The sequence below is a fragment of the Nocardioides sp. P86 genome, assembly GCF_023712465.1.
GTDB classification, from domain to species: domain Bacteria; phylum Actinomycetota; class Actinomycetes; order Propionibacteriales; family Nocardioidaceae; genus Nocardioides; species Nocardioides kribbensis.
Genome location: NZ_JAMAYE010000001.1, coordinates 120857 through 136502 on the forward strand (window position 1 = coordinate 120857; position 15646 = coordinate 136502).

General features: G+C 73.9%; 14 protein-coding genes and 4 tRNA genes. 9 read left to right on the forward strand and 9 right to left on the reverse strand.

Going from position 1 to position 15646, the window contains the following annotated elements; all coding sequences use genetic code 11:
- Positions 1-7 precede the first annotated feature (7 nt).
- Positions 8-322, forward strand: coding sequence for a multidrug efflux SMR transporter (locus tag M3673_RS00590; RefSeq protein WP_193664255.1), 315 nt, complete (start codon positions 8-10; stop codon positions 320-322).
- Positions 323-812: 490 nt separating this feature from the next.
- On the opposite strand, the gene M3673_RS00595 is transcribed toward M3673_RS00590, so the two are convergent.
- A tRNA-Val gene (locus M3673_RS00595) sits at positions 813-887 on the reverse strand.
- Positions 888-975: 88 nt separating this feature from the next.
- Positions 976-1815 carry an aminotransferase class IV gene (locus M3673_RS00600; RefSeq protein WP_251530791.1) on the reverse strand — a complete coding sequence of 280 codons (840 nt, stop codon included), beginning with the start codon at positions 1813-1815 and terminating at the stop codon, positions 976-978.
- Positions 1816-1999: 184 nt separating this feature from the next.
- Here M3673_RS00600 and M3673_RS00605 point away from each other — a divergent pair.
- The 3 genes from M3673_RS00605 to M3673_RS00615 all read left to right on the forward strand — a co-directional run bounded on the left by M3673_RS00605 (position 2000) and on the right by M3673_RS00615 (position 2252).
- Positions 2000-2072, forward strand: a tRNA-Gly gene (locus tag M3673_RS00605).
- Positions 2073-2105: 33 nt separating this feature from the next.
- A tRNA-Cys gene (locus M3673_RS00610) sits at positions 2106-2176 on the forward strand.
- Between the two features lies 1 nt (position 2177).
- A tRNA-Val gene (locus M3673_RS00615) sits at positions 2178-2252 on the forward strand.
- A gap of 385 nt (positions 2253-2637) precedes the next feature.
- On the opposite strand, the gene M3673_RS00620 is transcribed toward M3673_RS00615, so the two are convergent.
- The 4 genes from M3673_RS00620 to M3673_RS00635 all read right to left on the reverse strand — a co-directional run bounded on the left by M3673_RS00620 (position 2638) and on the right by M3673_RS00635 (position 6888).
- Positions 2638-2970, reverse strand: a complete 333-nt coding sequence (locus M3673_RS00620; RefSeq protein ID WP_251530793.1) for a hypothetical protein — start codon at positions 2968-2970, stop codon at positions 2638-2640.
- A 68-nt stretch (positions 2971-3038) separates the two neighbouring features.
- The gene (locus M3673_RS00625; RefSeq protein WP_056862988.1) at positions 3039-4097 is read right to left on the reverse strand and encodes a TrkA family potassium uptake protein; all 1059 of its coding nucleotides are present in this window, start codon (positions 4095-4097) and stop codon (positions 3039-3041) included.
- 51 nt (positions 4098-4148) lie between these two features.
- A complete protein-coding gene (locus tag M3673_RS00630; protein ID WP_251530795.1) occupies positions 4149-5348 on the reverse strand; it encodes a YihY/virulence factor BrkB family protein in 1200 nt (399 codons plus the stop codon).
- Between the two features lie 142 nt (positions 5349-5490).
- Positions 5491-6888: a cation:dicarboxylate symporter family transporter gene (locus tag M3673_RS00635; RefSeq protein ID WP_056862732.1), complete on the reverse strand. Its 1398-nt coding sequence runs from the start codon at positions 6886-6888 to the stop codon at positions 5491-5493.
- Positions 6889-7063: 175 nt separating this feature from the next.
- Here M3673_RS00635 and M3673_RS00640 point away from each other — a divergent pair, with 175 nt between their 5' ends.
- Both M3673_RS00640 and M3673_RS00645 read left to right on the forward strand, forming a co-directional pair.
- Positions 7064-8767: a sensor histidine kinase gene (locus M3673_RS00640; protein ID WP_251530796.1), complete on the forward strand. Its 1704-nt coding sequence runs from the start codon at positions 7064-7066 to the stop codon at positions 8765-8767.
- Positions 8764-9486 carry a response regulator gene (locus M3673_RS00645; RefSeq protein WP_251530798.1) on the forward strand — a complete coding sequence of 241 codons (723 nt, stop codon included), beginning with the start codon at positions 8764-8766 and terminating at the stop codon, positions 9484-9486. The genes M3673_RS00640 and M3673_RS00645 overlap by 4 nt, the downstream gene beginning before the upstream one ends.
- A 16-nt stretch (positions 9487-9502) precedes the next feature.
- On the opposite strand, the gene M3673_RS00650 is transcribed toward M3673_RS00645, so the two are convergent.
- From M3673_RS00650 to M3673_RS00660, 3 genes are all read right to left on the reverse strand, one after another.
- Positions 9503-10330 (reverse strand): hypothetical protein, encoded by an 828-nt coding sequence (locus M3673_RS00650; protein WP_251530800.1) that lies wholly within the window; start codon positions 10328-10330, stop codon positions 9503-9505.
- 72 nt (positions 10331-10402) lie between these two features.
- Positions 10403-10879, reverse strand: coding sequence for a hypothetical protein (locus M3673_RS00655; RefSeq protein ID WP_251530802.1), 477 nt, complete (start codon positions 10877-10879; stop codon positions 10403-10405).
- Positions 10880-10965: 86 nt separating this feature from the next.
- Entirely contained in the window at positions 10966-12408 is a 1443-nt protein-coding gene (locus M3673_RS00660; protein WP_228942059.1) for a glycine hydroxymethyltransferase, read from the reverse strand.
- 440 nt (positions 12409-12848) lie between these two features.
- Between M3673_RS00660 and M3673_RS00665 the strand changes: the two genes are divergently transcribed.
- From M3673_RS00665 to M3673_RS00675, 3 genes are read left to right on the forward strand one after another with little or no spacing between them, the layout of a single operon-like run.
- Complete coding sequence (locus M3673_RS00665) at positions 12849-14585, forward strand: nitrite/sulfite reductase (protein ID WP_193664271.1); 1737 nt, start codon at positions 12849-12851, stop codon at positions 14583-14585.
- The gene (locus M3673_RS00670; protein ID WP_251530804.1) at positions 14582-14779 is read left to right on the forward strand and encodes a hypothetical protein; all 198 of its coding nucleotides are present in this window, start codon (positions 14582-14584) and stop codon (positions 14777-14779) included. Before M3673_RS00665 ends, M3673_RS00670 begins: the two co-directional genes overlap by 4 nt.
- On the forward strand, positions 14776-15522 hold the full coding sequence (locus M3673_RS00675) for a phosphoadenylyl-sulfate reductase (protein WP_251530806.1): 747 nt from the start codon (positions 14776-14778) through the stop codon (positions 15520-15522). The genes M3673_RS00670 and M3673_RS00675 overlap by 4 nt, the downstream gene beginning before the upstream one ends.
- The last annotated feature ends 124 nt before the right edge of the window (positions 15523-15646 follow it).

Consider the following 15646-nt stretch of genomic DNA (forward strand, 5'->3'; position numbering starts at 1 on the left):
GCTCACCATGTCCTGGATCGTCCTCGTCGTCTCCGGTGTCCTGGAGGCCGTGTGGGCCACCGCCCTCGACCGCAGCGAGGGGTTCACCCGCCTCGGGCCCGCGGCCGTCTTCCTCGTGGCCGCCGCCGCCAGCATGGCCGGCCTCTCCTGGGCCCTGCGCGAGCTGCCCGTCGGCACCGCCTACGCCGTGTGGGTCGGCATCGGCGCCGCCACCACCGCCGGCTGGGCCATGGCCACCGGCGCCGAGCCGGTCTCCGTCGTGCGGGTGCTGCTCCTGCTCGGCATCGTCGCCTGCGTCGCCGGTCTCAAGCTCACCCACTGAGGGAGGTGGCCGGCCCCGCGGGTTTCGCCAGCCGGCTGGCGAAACCCGCACCTGTCGACCCACGCGCGGGGCGACACGTGCGGGTCCGGGCCGACCGGTGTGACGCGTGGGGCTGATGGGACCGCCGCCGGACGACCCGGACGCCGCCCGTCGCTCGGCGGGCCGGCACGCCGTCGGGGCCACGACGCAGGGCGGGGGCCTCGTCGGAGGGCGGGTCGTCGGCGCCCGGACGCCCGCCGGCACGGACGTCCTCCCCCTCTCGGACCACATCGCGGCGTCGGCAGGACGCACGCACCGATGAGGCGACCGGGGCGTAACCGCTTGCGCGGCGCTTCGTTGGACCCGTGCCGGTGACCGGGGGGACTCACCAGCGGCCGGAGCGGCGGGACACACCTCGCCGCTCCGGCCCACGCGGCGCCGGACGGCCCTGACCGAGCGGCCCAGGAACGCCGCGAGGCCGGCCCCGTGGGGACCGGCCTCGTGCGTGATCTGGTGGGCGATACTGGGTTCGAACCAGTGACCTCTTCGGTGTGAACGAAGCGCGCTACCACTGCGCCAATCGCCCGCGGTGATGCGGCGGAAACGATAACCCATCCCGCGCCGACCCACACATCGGGGCCCGTCCGGGTCCGCCCCGCGGGCGTCGCGCCGGCTCAGTCGCCCGGCTTGCGGGCCTCCTCGAGCATGCTCGTCTCGCGCTCGCGCCAGGCCGCCTGCGCCGCGCGGGTCACCGGCCCCGGCGCGGGCAGGTCGACGTCGTCCCAGCGCGCGACCGGCTGCACGTCGCGGGTGGTCGACACCAGGAACACCTCGCTGGCCCAGCGCACGACGTCGATCGGCTCGTCCACCTCCTGCCCGCCGAACCACTCCAGCACCAGCGCCCGCGTGACCCCGGCGAGGCAGCCGCTGGCCAGCGTGGGGGTGCGCAGCTCACCGTCGACGACGTAGAAGACGTTGGAGCCCGTGCCCTCGCACAGGTGGCCGGCCAGGTTGGCCACCACGGCCTCGTCGGCGCCGCGCCGGTGCGCCTCGGCGAGGGCCACCACGTTCTCGGCGTACGACGTGGTCTTCAGCCCGGCCAGCGCGCCCCGCTCGTTGCGCGGCCACGGCACGGTCGCCACGGCCACCTGCGCGGCCGCCGGCGGCATCGGCGCCGCCACGACGACGACGGTCGGCGCCGCGTCGCCGCGACCCGAGCCCAGCGGGGCCGGTCCCCCGGTGACGGTGATGCGCAGGCGACCCAGCGCGAGGTGCTCCTCGGCCAGGACCGCCGCGACGCCCCGGCGCACCAGGTCGAGGTCGACCGGCGGCAGCCCGAGGCCGGAGGCGCTCGTGCGCAGGCGCTCGAGGTGGCGCGTCAGCGCGAAGGGACGCCCCTCCACGACCTTGACCGCCTCGAAGACCCCGTCACCCACGGTGAGGCCGTGGTCGGTGACCCCGACGGCGGGGGCGGTGGGGTCGGGCAGGAGGTGACCGTCGATCCAGGCGCGCATGGCCGCCACTCTAGGAGGGCGCAGGCACCCCGCGACACGGGCCGACAGGGGGGCCGGCGGAGGCTCCCAGGGCCCCGTGACGACCGCCGGACATGCCCCCGCAACACGCCCGACACCCGGATTTGGCACGCCTCAGGCGTTGGGTTACTGTTTCACCGCACGCCGACGGGAACGTCGGAAGCAAGCGGACATAGCTCAGTTGGTAGAGCGCAACCTTGCCAAGGTTGAGGTCGCGAGTTCGAGTCTCGTTGTCCGCTCGGAGAGGTCTCTCTCTTGGTTTGACCTCCAGCGGTGGAGTGGCCGAGAGGCGAGGCAACGGACTGCAAATCCGTCTACACGGGTTCAAATCCCGTCTCCACCTCGGGCGATTGGCGCAGCGGTAGCGCGCTTCCTTGACACGGAAGAGGTCACTGGTTCAAACCCAGTATCGCCCACCACAGCTACACCGCAGGTCTGGGCCCCGCTCCCTCCCAGGGAGGCGGGGCCTTCTGCTTTCCCGCACGAGCGCGACGCGGTCCACCCGGAGTCGGCTTCGAACAGCCACGGACCGGTGCGCGACGTGCGAGCGCCGGTCTCATGGGGTGACACCGTCGAGCCAGAACGGCAGAAACGCACCGACGAGGCCAGCAGCAGGCCCAGGGCCCGCAGCCCCTGTCGCTGGCGCACCCAGCCGAGCAGGAGCAGCCCGCCGGCCACGGGCAGCACGAGGCCGAGCAGCGCCCACCGGTTGTCGGCCAGGACGACTCGGGAGGCGCGGGCGCACTGACAGACGGCGACGGGCCACGCGGGAGGCCCGACACGACACGGGAGGGCAAGGCGGCCTCAGCGGGGGCTGAGCAGGCGCGCCGGCACCCACTGCTGCACCAGCACCCACACCCCGGGCGCCCGGCGCTCGGGGCGTACGACGAGCCCCTCCCAGCCGCCCGCGCCGCGCCGCCACTCCACGAGCATCCCGGGCCGGGTCACACCGTCGACGTCGACGGCACCGGAGACCCAGCAGTGGCGCACGGGGCAGTCCTCCACTCCCCCGGCCGTGCCGTGCAGCGCCGAGACGCCCAGCGAGGGCTGGGTCGGGCCGCCGGAGGACCCGGGCGGGCGTCGTCCGGGGCGCCCCGGGGGCGCGTCGCCCCGCCGTTGCCGCGCTCCGCTGCTCACCTCCCCATCGTCCCACACGACCGAACACCTGTTCGACGTGCGGGAGGGGTCGGGCGGCCGGGGACGGGTCAGTCCTCGGTGGCGAACTCCTCGTTGTGGGTGCCGGGGCGCGGCGCCCACGGCAGCTCCTTGGCCGGTCGCACGACGACGAGGCGGTCGCCACGAGCCAGCCGGGTCACCACCGGGTCGAAGTAGCGGTAGACCTTCTCGTCGCGCACGACGGCGATGACCTGGTCGGGCAGCGACTGCGGCTGCTTGCCGACCTCGTTGACCAGCAGGTCGCGCTCGGCGACCTCGAGGCCGTCGCCGTAGGTGAGCAGGTCCTCCATCACCGAGCCCAGCGTCGGCGACATCGACGACAGGCCCAGCAGGCGGCCCACGGCGTCGGAGGAGGTGATGACGGAGTCGGCGCCCGACTGCTTCATCAGCGGCGCGTTCTCCTGCTCGCGCACAGCCGCGACGATCCACGCGTCGGGGTTGAGCTGGCGCACGGTGAGGGTGGCCAGCACGTTGGAGTCGTCGCGGTCGGTGGTGATGATGACCTGCTCGGCGGTGGCGCAGCCGGCGCGGCGCAGCACCTCACGACGCGTGGCGTCCCCGGTGACGACCGCGAGCCCGTCGGCGTGGGCGTCCTGGAGCGCCGCGGGGCTGGGGTCGACCACCACCACGCTCTCGCGGTCGAGGCCGTTGTTGATCAGCGTGTCGACCGCGCTGCGGCCCTTGGTGCCGTAACCGATGACGACGACGTGCTTGAGCATGCGCTTCCTCCACCGGGAGACCCGGAACAGCTCGCGGCCCTGCGAGGCGAGGACCTCGAGGGTGGTGCCGATCAGCAGCACCAGGAAGGCGATGCGGGCCGGGGTGATGACGAACGCGTTGACCATGCGCGCGGTCTCCGAGACCGGCGCGATGTCGCCGTAGCCGGTCGTGCTGAGGGTGACGGTCGTGTAGTAGATCGCGTCCTTGAAGTCGACGGCGTAGTTCGACCCGGGGTCGTTGCCGTCGCGGTAGCCCTCGCGGTCGAAGTAGACCAGCAGCACCGTGCCGACCAGGATCGCGGTGGCCAGCAGCAGGCGCCGCCCCAGCTCCCACAGCGGGCTGCGCTGGCGGTCGGGCAGCGAGATCATCCCGCGCTTGCCGCCCGCGGTGGGCTCGGGTACGTCGGGCACGCGCCGAATCTAGTCGACCCGGCCCGCGCCGCCGCCGACCCGCCCCGGCTCGGGGACCGCCGACCCGCGCCGCAGCGCACGCAGCGGCTGGGTGGGAGGCGGCTCGTGGCCCCCCGGCGGAGCCGGGGACGCTGCCGGGGGTCGTGCCGCGGGTCGTGCCGCGGGTGGCGCTGCGGGTGACGCCGGACCGACGGCAGGACTGCTGGCCGGCTCGGTGGCGGGGCGTGCGTCCGGCTCGCCGTCGTCGGCGCGCTCGCGGGTCAGCCGCTGGCGCAGGCGGGCGACCAGCTCGGTGCGGGCCCGGGAGGTGGTCGACTGGGGAAAGACGGTGTCGAAGGCGGCGTTGACCGCGGCCCCGATGAGCACCGCGATGGCGACGAGGTAGAGCCACAGCAGCACCGCGATCGGTGCGGCGAGCGGGCCGTAGATCGAGCGGGAGTCCGACGCGGTGACGGTGAGCACCCAGCGCAGGGCGTAGGACCCCGCGATCCACGCCACGAGGGAGAAGACCGCACCGGGCAGGTTGAAGCTCCAGTTGGTCCGCACGGGCACCGACACGTGGTAGAGCGTGGCCAGGAAGCAGATGCACAGCACCAGCACCAGCGGCCAGTAGAAGTGCATGAGCACCTCGGCACGATCGGGCAGCCAGCGGCCCACGAGACTCGGGCCTGCGACGACCAGCGGGAGCGAGACGACGCCGGTGATCATGGCCAGGACGTAGAGCACGAAGGACAGCGCGCGGGTCTTGACGATCCCGCGGTGGCCGCCCAGGCCGTGCATGATCGTGATGGTGTCGACGAAGACGTTGAGCGCGCGCGAGCCCGACCAGAGCGCGAGCACGAAGCCCAGCGAGACCACGTCGAAGCGGCCGCCGCCCAGGACGTCGTCGATGGTGGGCTCGATGACGTCGCGCACCGCGCCCTCGGTCAGCGCGCGCGAGGAGATCTCGAGGATCGCCGCGCGCACGTCGGCCACCTGGGCGGCGGAGAACTGCTCGGAGACGTAGCCGATCGCCCCCGCCAGGGCGAAGACCAGGGGCGGCACGGAGACGACGGCGAAGAACGCCGCCTCGGCGGCCAGGCCGGTCACCCGGAAGCGCAGGCAGGCGCCCACGGTGGCGACCAGCAGCCGCCACAGCGTCTCGGCCGCGCGCCGCCCCCACGCGAGGAGCGGCGACCCCTCGGCGGACTGGGGGGTGGGGGTGGCCATGGTCGGTACGGTATCGCCCGCCGGACCCCGATCCGGGCACCCCGAGCGCGTGCTGCGGGAGCGGTCGCGGTGGGTGGCCCACGACGCAGCGGACCCCCGTCGCGGGTGCGACGGGGGTCCGGTGGTCGAGCGGAGGTGCGGGTCAGACCGACTGCGTGGGGCGCACCGGGCCGGCGGGCCCGGCGGGGGCCACCTCGGCCTGGTCGAGGTGGGCGTCGTCGCCGTGGTCGTCGATCATCGTGGTCTCGTCGAAGGGGTCCTGCCCGCTCAGCACGCGGTCGAGCTGGGGCCGGTCGAGGCCGCCGGTCCAGTGGCCGATGAGGATCGTGGCGATCGCGTTGCCCGAGAAGTTGGTGACCGCGCGGGCCTCCGACATGAAGCGGTCGATGCCGACGATGAGGCCGACGCCGTCGACGAGCTCGGGGCGGTGCGAGGACAGGCCACCGGCCAGGGTGGCCATGCCGGCGCCGGTGACGCCGGCGGCGCCCTTGGAGGCGATCATCATGAAGAACAGCAGCGAGATCTGCTCGCCGATCGACAGCGGGTCGCCGAGGGCCTCGGCGATGAAGAGCGAGGCCATCGTGAGGTAGATGGCGGTGCCGTCGAGGTTGAAGGAGTAGCCGGTGGGCACGACCACGCCCACGGTGGGCTTGTCGACGCCGGCGTGCTCCATCTTGGCGATCAGGCGCGGCAGGGCCGACTCGGAGGAGGAGGTCGACACGATGAGCAGGAACTCGCGGCCGAGGTACTTGAAGAGGCTGAACACGCTGACGCCGGTGGCGACCTTCAGCAGCGTGCCGAGCACCAGGAAGACGAAGAGCGCGCAGGTGATGTAGAAGCCGATCATCAGCACCGCCAGCGACTTCAGCGCACCGACGCCGGTCTCGCCGACGACGGCGGCGATGGCCCCGAAGGCGCCCACGGGGGCGGCCCACATGATCATGGCCAGCACCCGGAAGACCAGGCGCTGCACGTGCTCGATGCCGCGCAGGATCGGGGCGCCGCTGCGGCCCATGCGCTGCAGGGCGAAGCCGATGAGCAGCGCGACGAGCAGGGTCTGGAGCACCTCGCCGGAGGTCAGCGAGGACAGCATCGAGTCGGGGATGATCCCGACGAGGAAGTCGGCGGTGCTGCTGTGGGCGCCGGCGGCCTGCTCCTGGCCGGCCGAGGCGGCCGACTCGTCGAGCTGGAGGCCGTCGCCGGGCTTGAGGATGTTGCCGACGACCATGCCGATGGCCAGGGCGAAGGTCGACATCGTGATGAAGTAGCCGAGCGCGAGGCCGCCGACCTTGCCGACGCGGGCGGCGCTGGCCACCGAGCCGACGCCGAGCACGATCGTGCAGAAGATGACCGGCTGGATCATCATCTTGATCAGGGCCACGAAGCCGGTGCCGAGCGGCTTGAGCTCCTTGGCGAAGTCGGGCGCGACGATGCCGACCAGGATGCCGAGGGCGACCGCCACGATGACGGCGATGTAGAGGTAGTGCGTGCGGTTGCGCGGTGCCGTGCGGCCCGGCTTCGCGGTGGTGCTGCTGCTCATGGGTTCCTCCGTGTCTCGTCCGGGCCCGTGCCCGACCCGAGCACGCTCGCACCGCTTGTGACCGTGGTCACCGTTGTGGTCGTTGAGTTCGCGGACGCCGACGTCCGCTCCGCGGGCACCGACGGCCGACGGGCGCTGGACGGGCGGCGGCGCGCCGGTGGGGCACAATGCGCAGGTGCGGAGGTCGGAGCGGCGGGACGGGTCGGTCGCCCGCCAGGTGCTGCTGCTCCAGGTGCTGGTGGTCGTGGTCCTGGTGGTGGCGTCGCTGGCGCTCGCGACGTACGACGCCCGGCGCGACGCCCGGGTGGCCGCCACCGACCGCGCGGTCGGCGTGGCCCGCGCCGTGGCCGACTCCCCCGCGCTGGTCGCGGCGCTGCGCACCGAGGACCCCGCGGTGCGCATCCAGCCCTACGCCGAGGAGGTCCGCCGCGACACCGACGTCGACTTCGTCACCGTGATGGCCCTCGACCGCACCCGCTACAGCCACCCCGACCCCGCGCTCATCGGCCGGCCCTTCGTGGGCGACCTGGGCGACGCGCCGCAGGGCGGGATCCTCACCCAGCAGTACACCGGGACCCTCGGGCCCTCGATGCGCGCCGTGGTGCCGGTGCTCGACGACGCCGGCACGGTGGTCGCCCTGGTCTCGGTCGGCATCACCGTGCAGGCCATCGACCAGGCCCTGGGCGACGACCTCGTGCTGATCGCGGTCTCCGCCGCGGCCGTGCTCGCGGTGGGCCTGCTGGGCGCGTGGCTGGTGAGCCGCCGGCTACGCCGCCAGACCCACGGCCTGGGCGAGCGCGAGATCACCCGGATGTACGAGTACTACTCCGCGGTGCTGCACGCCGTGCGGGAGGGGCTGCTGCTCATCGACGCCGACGGGCGGGTGCAGCTGGTCAACGACGAGGCGCGACGGCTGCTCGGCCTGCCCGAGCCGGTCGCCGAGGGCCGCCGCGAGCGCGACGAGGTCGTGGGGCGCTCGGTGCACGACCTCGGGCTGGCCCCCGGCCTCGTCGCGGCCGCCCTGGGGCGCACCGCGGAGTCCGACGACCTCTACCTCGCCGGCGACCGGATGCTGGTGGTCTCCTCGGCCCCTGCGTCGTGGGACGGCCACGAGGTCGGCTCGGTGGTCTCCCTGCGCGACCACACCGAGCTGCGCTCGGTCACCGGCGAGCTCGACGCCGTGCGGGGGCTCACCGAGTCGCTGCGCTCGCAGAACCACGAGGCCGCCAACCGGCTGCACACCGTGGTGTCGCTCATCGAGATGGGTCGCCCCGAGGAGGCCGTCGACTTCGCCACCGAGGAGCTCCAGGTCGCCCAGCTGCTGGCCGACCGGGTCGTGGGCGCCACCGGCGACCCGGTGGTGGCCGCCCTGCTGCTGGGCAAGACCTCCGAGGCCGTCGAGCGCGGCATCGAGCTGGTCATCACCGGCGAGGTCCGCGACGGCTCCGAGGTGCCGGCCCGCGACCTCGTCACGGTGCTCGGCAACCTCGTCGACAACGCCTTCGACGCCGTGACCTCGCGCCCCGAGCGTCGGGTGCACGTCGACCTGCGCACCGACCCCAGCACCGACCTGGGCGGGCGTCAGGGGGAGCCCGACGGCGGGCGGCTGCGGGTCACCGTCGGCGACTCCGGCCCCGGCCTCGACCCCGACTCCGCGGCCCGGGTGCTCGAGCGCGGCTGGTCGACCAAGGCGAGCGCCGGGCAGGGCCGCGGTCTCGGTCTCGCCCTGGTCTCCCAGGTCGCCCGCCGCCACCACGGCGAGGTCACCGTGGGCGTCTCCGCCCTCGGCGGGGCGGAGTTCGAGGTCGTGCTGCGCCTGGGCTCCACGGCCGCGCCGCCGGCCGGCTCCGCCCGTGACACCGCGGAGGCGACCCCGTGACCGGCCCCGTGACCGGCCCCGCGGCCGAGGTGCGCGTGCTGGTGGTCGAGGACGAGGCGCGGGCGGCCGAGGCGCACACGGCGTACGTCGGGCGCGTGCCGGGCTTCGCGGTGGCCGGCACCGCGCGCTCGGCCGGCGACGCCGCCCGGCTGCTGGAGCAGGCGCGCACCGAGGGCCGTCCGGTCGACCTGGTGCTGCTCGACCTGCACCTGCCCGACGGCCACGGGCTGGGCCTGCTGCAGCGCATGCGCGCCTCGGGCCACCTGTGCGACGTCATCGCGGTCACCTCGGCGCGTGACACCGAGGTCGTGCGGCACGCCGTGGCCCAGGGCGTCGTGCTCTACCTGCTCAAGCCCTTCACCTTCCCCACCTTCCGCGCCAAGCTCGAGCAGTACGCCGCCTACCGCGACCGGCTCGCGGCCTCCTCGGCGGAGATGGCCCAGGACGAGGTCGACCGGATGCTGGGCAGCCTGCGCTCCCCCGCCGCCGCGACCGTGCTGCCCAAGGGGATGAGCGCGGAGACCCTGCGCGAGGTGACCGCGGCGCTGCGCGACGCCGGGAGCCCCCGGTCGGCCTCGGAGGTGGCCGAGGCCGTCGGGGCCTCCCGCGTGACCGTGCGGCGCTACCTCGAGCACCTCGCCGACTCCGAGCTCGCCGAGCGGCAGCCGCGCTACGGGCGCGGGGGCCGCCCCGAGCTGGAGTACCGCTGGCGGCGCTGAGCACGCCGCCCCGGCCTCAGAGCAGGCTCGGGGACGCCGACCCGAGCAGCACGGTGAGCAGGAAGGCCCACCCTCCGGTGAGCCGCCCGTCGCGCCCGGCCCGCGCGGGCTCGCCACCGGTCGCCGACCGGCCCGGGCCGCCCAGCAGCAGGTGGGCCGCCAGCCCCAGCGGCGGCAGGGTGAGCAGGATCCACCACCACGCCCACCGGGTCGCCCGACGCGGCTCGGGGCCGCGGGCCAGGAGCAGCACCGTCAGCACCAGCAAGACGAGAGCGGCGCCGGCCAGGGTGCCCCCGGTGCGGAAGCCGGCCAGGCGCACCTCCGCGTGCCACGACGCCTGCGACGCCCCAACCCGCTCCACGACCAGCCCGGGGGCGGAGCCGGCGTCGAGGGCGGTCAGTGCCGCGCCGACGTCCGGGACCACCGGGGGCGACCCGTCGGCGGCGCGCAGGCCGCGCCCGACCGAGCCCCGAGGACCCAGCGGCGTGCCGTCGGGCGAGGCGCGCAGGGGTCGGCGCTCCACGACCTCGGTCGAGCGGCGCAGGAGCCCGTCGCGCCAGAGGACCTCCACGGTCGCGGTGCCGCGTGCACCCTCGGGCAGACCGCCGACGACCTCCACCCGGTCGACCTCGCCCGCACGCACCGCCTGGGTCAGCTCGGCCCACCCGGTGTCGCGCACGCCGGTGAGGACGACGGTGGCCAGCACCCCGACCCAGGCCGCACCGAGGAGCACGCGCCAGGCCTGCCACCGCTCAGGCACGAGGCCACGGCCCGGGAGCGTGCTGCGCGGGCGCTCCGGGTCGTCGTCGACGGCGTCCGTCGCGGCGCGGGAGGTGGGGTCCACGGCAGGACACTAGACGCCGCGGCGCCCCCGCCGTGGCACGCGCCCGGCCCGGCTCGCCGCGGAGGGGTCGGGTCAGAGCTCCCCGGCGGGCACGCGGGCCAGGCTGACGCCGCCGGCGGCGACGTCGGCGGCGAGGCGCTCCGGGGTCAGGGCCCCGCTGGGGTCGATCGCCGCCTCGGTGACCAGCACGGTGACCTCGCCGGCCGCCAGCACGCGCGCCGACCAGGCCGAGTCGTGGTGCGGCACCGGCACCCGCGTGACGCCGACGCCCTCGCTGATCGTCACGACCAGCTCGGCGCTCCGGTCGTCGACCAGGCGCAGCACGCACCCGTTGGCGGCGCGGGCCCTCAGGTCCTCGGGGTCGCTGAGCGCGACGAAGCCGCGGCGGGCGAAGAGGGCCCGCAGCGCGTCGCGCACCCGGTCGCCGTCGACCACCGCGACCGGCGGCAGCTGCACGTGCAGCACGTCGGGGTCGCTGGTCACCGCCCACTGGTATGTGGGCGCCGGCTGGTCGGGGTGGGGCTGGTCGGGGTGGGTCGGCTCCGTCACCGCTCCAGGCTGCCACGGTCCCGACGTACGACGACGGCCGGCACCCCTCGCGGGGTGCCGGCCGTGGTCGGGCGCGGGGGGAGGGCTCAGGAGAGCTCGAGGCCGGGGTAGAGCGGGTGCTTGTCGAGCAGCTCGGCCGAGGCGTCCTTGACCTTGGCGGCGACGCCGTCGGCCAGGACGTAGGAGGCCTTGGAGGGGCCGCCGGCCTTGGTCGTGCCGGGCTGGGTGTTCTCCAGGACCATCGTGATGAGCTCCGCGACGGTGTCGAACTCGTCGTGACCGAAGCCGCGGGTGGTCAGCGCCGGGGTGCCCAGGCGGATGCCGGAGGTGTACCAGGCTCCGTTGGGGTCGCCGGGCACCGAGTTGCGGTTGGTGACGACGCCGGCGTCGAGCAGCGCCGACTCGGCCTGGCGGCCGGTGAGGCCGTAGGAGGAGACGTCGAGCAGCACGAGGTGGTTGTCGGTGCCGCCGGTGACCAGGGTGGCGCCGCGGCCCAGGAAGCCCTCGGCGAGCGACTGGGCGTTGTCGGCGACCTGCTGGGCGTAGGTGCGGAACGCCGGCTGGCGGGCCTCGGCGAACGCGACGGCCTTGGCCGCCATCACGTGCGAGAGCGGGCCGCCGAGCACCATCGGGCAGCCGCGGTCCACCGAGGGGGCGTACTCCTCGGTGGCCAGCACGATGCCGCCGCGCGGGCCGCGCAGCGACTTGTGGGTGGTGCTGGTGACGACGTGGGCGTGCGGCACCGGGTCCTCGTCGCCGGTGAAGACCTTGCCGGCCACGAGCCCGGCGAAGTGGGCCATGTCGACCATGAGGGTGGCGCCGACCTCGTCGGCGATCTCGCGGACCTTGGCGAAGTCCACCCGGCGCGGGTAGGCGGAGTAGCCGGCGACCAGCACGAGCGGCTTGAACTCGCGCGCCTTGGCGGCCAGCGCGTCGTAGTCGAGCAGGCCGGTCTCGGGGTCGGTGCCGTACTGCTGCTGATGGAACATCTTGCCGCTGATGTTGGGCCGGAAGCCGTGGGTCAGGTGGCCGCCGGCGTCGAGCGACATGCCCAGCAGGCGCTGGTCGCCCAGCCGGCGGCGCAGGGTCTCCCACTGCTCGTCGGTCAGGTCGTTCACGTTGCGCGCACCCAGCTCGGCCAGGGCCGGGGACTCCACGCGGTGGGCCAGGATCGACCAGAAGGCCACGAGGTTGGCGTCGATGCCGGAGTGCGGCTGCACGTAGGCGTACTCGGCGCCGAACAGCTCGCGGGCGTGCTCGGCGGCCAGCGTCTCGACGGTGTCGACGTTCTGGCAGCCGGCGTAGAAGCGGTGACCGACCGTGCCCTCGGCGTACTTGTCGCTGAACCAGGTGCCCATCGTCATCAGCACGGCGGGCGAGGCGTAGTTCTCGCTCGCGATGAGCTTGAGCGAGGCGCGCTGGTCGGCGAGCTCCTGCCGCGTCGCCTCCGCGATGCGGGGCTCCACCGAGGCGATCAGCTCGAGGGCTTGGGAGTAGACGCTGCTGGTGAGGTCGGGCGTGGACGACATGGCCCTCAGCCTACGCGGCCGGGCCGGCCCCGCGGATGGTCGCGAACAGGTCACGGTGGTGTGACATGGGACGCACGATCCCGTGGCGGGCCGCGGTCCCGCGGTGGGCCGTCTCATCATGCGGATCTGGATCTCACATCATGGGATTTCGCCTTGTGGGCGGACGGTCCGAGGACTGAGACTCCTTGACATGATCTCCGCTGCCACGTCCGCCTTCCTCGTGGTCCGACGCCACGTGGACCTCGGGCGCACCCGCAGCTCCATGTGTCGACCTCACTGACCCGCGTCGCGCCCACCCGGCGACACCCGACGCACCGCCCGCACGAACCGACCGCGGGCGCCCGGTCTTCCGAGGTCGCAGCGAACCCCGACGACGTGGTTCCGACCCGTGAAGAGTCGCGCGCTCACCGCCGAGACACGCACCCGAGGAACCCCACCCCATGACTGAGCAGCTCTCCACCGAGCAGGCCGCCGCCCCCCGCCCCGCCCGTCCGCGCCCCAAGCGCGGTGAGGGTCAGTGGGCCCTCGGCTACATGGAGCCGCTGAACAAGAACGAGCAGTCCAAGAAGGACGACAACCCGCTCAACGTGCGGGCGCGCATCCTCAACGTCTACTCCAAGCGCGGCTTCGCCTCGATCGACCCCGCCGACCTGCGCGGCCGCTTCCGCTGGATGGGCCTCTACACCCAGCGCGCGCCGGGCTTCGACGGCGGCAAGACCGCCACCCTGGCCGAGGAGGAGCTCGACGACGAGTTCTTCATGATGCGCGTGCGCTCCGACGGCGCCCTGCTGCCCCCCGCCACGGTGCGGGCGCTCGGCACGATCGGGCAGGACTTCGCCCGCGACACCGCCGACGTGACCGACCGCGAGAACATCCAGTACCACTGGATCCGCGTCGAGGACGTCCCCACCATCTGGGAGCGCCTCGAGGAGGCCGGGCTCAGCACCCTCGAGGCCTGCGGCGACTCCCCGCGCCCCTTCCTCGGCTCGCCCGTCGCCGGCGTGGCCGCCGACGAGATCATCGACGGCACCTCGGCGCTGGAGGAGATCAAGCGCCGCTACATCGGCGACCCGGCCTTCTCGAACTTCCCCCGCAAGTTCAAGACCGCCCTGACCGGCCACCCCTCCCACGACGTCTCCCCCGAGACCAACGACATCGCCTTCGTCGGCACGGTGCACCCCGAGCACGGCCCCGGCTTCGACGTCTGGGTCGGCGGCGGGCTCTCGACCAACCCGATGCTCGCCCAGAAGCTCGGCGTGTGGGTGCCCCTCGACGAGGTGCCCGACGTCTGGGAGGGCGTCGCCTCGATCTTCCGCGACTACGGCTACCGCCGGCTGCGCTCGCGGGCGCGGCTGAAGTTCCTCGTCGCCGACTGGGGCGTCGAGCGCTTCCGCGAGGTCCTCGAGACCGAGTACCTCAAGCGCCAGCTCGTCTCCTGCGAGTCCCCGGCCTCGCCGGTGGGCCACCGCGACCACATCGGCGTGCACGACCAGACCGACGGGCGCAAGTACGTCGGCGTCGCGCCGACCGCCGGCCGGGTGTCGGGCACGCTGCTGGTCGGCCTGGCCGACGCGATGGAGCGCCACGGCGTGGAGGGTGCGCGGCTCACGCCGTACCAGAAGATCGTGCTGATCGGCGTGCCCGCCGACGCCGTCGACGCCCTGCTCGACGACCTCGACGAGCTCGGACTCTCGGGCCGGCCCTCGGGCTGGCGCCGCAACACGATGGCCTGCACCGGCATCGAGTTCTGCAAGCTGGCCATCGTCGACACCAAGGACCGCGCACGCGACCTGATCGCCGAGCTGGAGCAGCGCTTCCCCGACCTCGACGCGCTGGTGCCCGACGGCATCACCGTCAACGTCAACGGCTGCCCCAACGCCTGCGCCCGCACCCAGGTCGCCGACATCGGGCTCAAGGGCCAGCTGGTCATGCACGAGGGCCAGCAGGTCGAGGGCTTCCAGGTCCACCTCGGCGGCGCCACCGGGCTGCAGGCCAACTTCGGTCGCAAGCTGCGCGCCCACAAGGTCACCAGCGCCGGGCTCGGCGACTACGTCGCCACCCTGGTCGTCAACTACCTCGCCGACCGCACCGGCACCGAGGAGTCCTTCACGACGTGGGTCGCCCGCGCCGACGAGGAGCTCCTCAAGGGCGACAAGACCCTCGAGCCGGCCTCATGAGCGGGCGCGGCATCCCCTTCCACTGCCCCTACTGCGGTGACGAGGACCTGCGTCCGCACGAGGTCGTCTCGCAGGACGGTCAGATCAGCTCCCCCCACGGCAGCTGGGAATGCCGCTCCTGCCTGCGCGCCTTCTCTCTGAAGATGCTCGGCCTGATCCGGCCGGGCACCACGACCCAGGGAGCCGCCACATGACCGCCGCCACCACCCTCACGGCGCGCGCGAACCGAGCCATCGAGACCGCGGGCCGCTCGCCCGAGGAGCTGCGCGACCTCGTGTCCCACTGGGGCGCCGAGCTCGAGCTAGCCCCGGCCGAGGACATCATCGAGTGGGCCGCCGCCACCTTCGGGGAGCGCTTCTGCGTGACCTCCTCGATGGGCGACGCCGTGCTGTCGCACCTGGCCTCCAAGGTCGTGCCCGGCATCGACGTGGTCTTCCTCGACACCGGCTACCACTTCGCCGAGACCATCGGCACCCGCGACGCCGTCGAGGCGACGATGCCGGTCAACCTGCTGACGATCACCCCCGTGCAGAGCGTGGCCGAGCAGGACGCGGAGTACGGCAAGGACCTCTTCAAGACCGACCCCGACCTGTGCTGCAAGCTGCGCAAGGTCGAGCCGCTGGCCCGCTCGCTCGCGGGCTACGACGCCTGGGCCACCGGCCTGCGCCGCGCCGAGACCCGCAACCGGGTCATCGCGCCGGTCATCGGCTGGGACGCCAAGAAGGGCAAGGTCAAGGTCTCCCCCATCGCCCGCTGGAGCGACGAGCAGGTCGAGACCTACATCGCCGACAACGGGATCCTCGTGAACCCGCTCGTCTACGACGGCTACCCCTCGATCGGCTGCGCCCCCTGCACCCGTCGCGTCGCCCCCGGCGAGGACGCCCGCAGCGGCCGCTGGGCCGGCACCAACAAGACCGAGTGCGGCATCCACATGTGACCGCTGCCCCCGGCACCACCCGCACCACCCGAGGACCGCTCCACACCCACCGCACGACACCAGCACCACACCCACCAGCAGCGCCGCTGGGCCCGGGACCCCCGCCCCACCGAGATCACCACGA

What these genes read in the sequence shown, in the direction of transcription:
- M3673_RS00590 (WP_193664255.1), top strand. Translation starts at nt 8, where the DNA reads ATGTCCTGGATCGTCCTCGTCGTCTCCGGTGTCCTGGAGGCCGTGTGG.
- M3673_RS00600 (WP_251530791.1), bottom strand. Translation starts at nt 1,815, where the DNA reads ATGCGCGCCTGGATCGACGGTCACCTCCTGCCCGACCCCACCGCCCCC.
- M3673_RS00625 (WP_056862988.1), bottom strand. Translation starts at nt 4,097, where the DNA reads ATGATCTCGCTGCCCGACCGCCAGCGCAGCCCGCTGTGGGAGCTGGGG.
- M3673_RS00630 (WP_251530795.1), bottom strand. Translation starts at nt 5,348, where the DNA reads ATGGCCACCCCCACCCCCCAGTCCGCCGAGGGGTCGCCGCTCCTCGCG.
- M3673_RS00635 (WP_056862732.1), bottom strand. Translation starts at nt 6,888, where the DNA reads ATGAGCAGCAGCACCACCGCGAAGCCGGGCCGCACGGCACCGCGCAAC.
- M3673_RS00660 (WP_228942059.1), bottom strand. Translation starts at nt 12,408, where the DNA reads ATGTCGTCCACGCCCGACCTCACCAGCAGCGTCTACTCCCAAGCCCTC.
- M3673_RS00665 (WP_193664271.1), top strand. Translation starts at nt 12,849, where the DNA reads ATGACTGAGCAGCTCTCCACCGAGCAGGCCGCCGCCCCCCGCCCCGCC.
- M3673_RS00670 (WP_251530804.1), top strand. Translation starts at nt 14,582, where the DNA reads ATGAGCGGGCGCGGCATCCCCTTCCACTGCCCCTACTGCGGTGACGAG.
- M3673_RS00675 (WP_251530806.1), top strand. Translation starts at nt 14,776, where the DNA reads ATGACCGCCGCCACCACCCTCACGGCGCGCGCGAACCGAGCCATCGAG.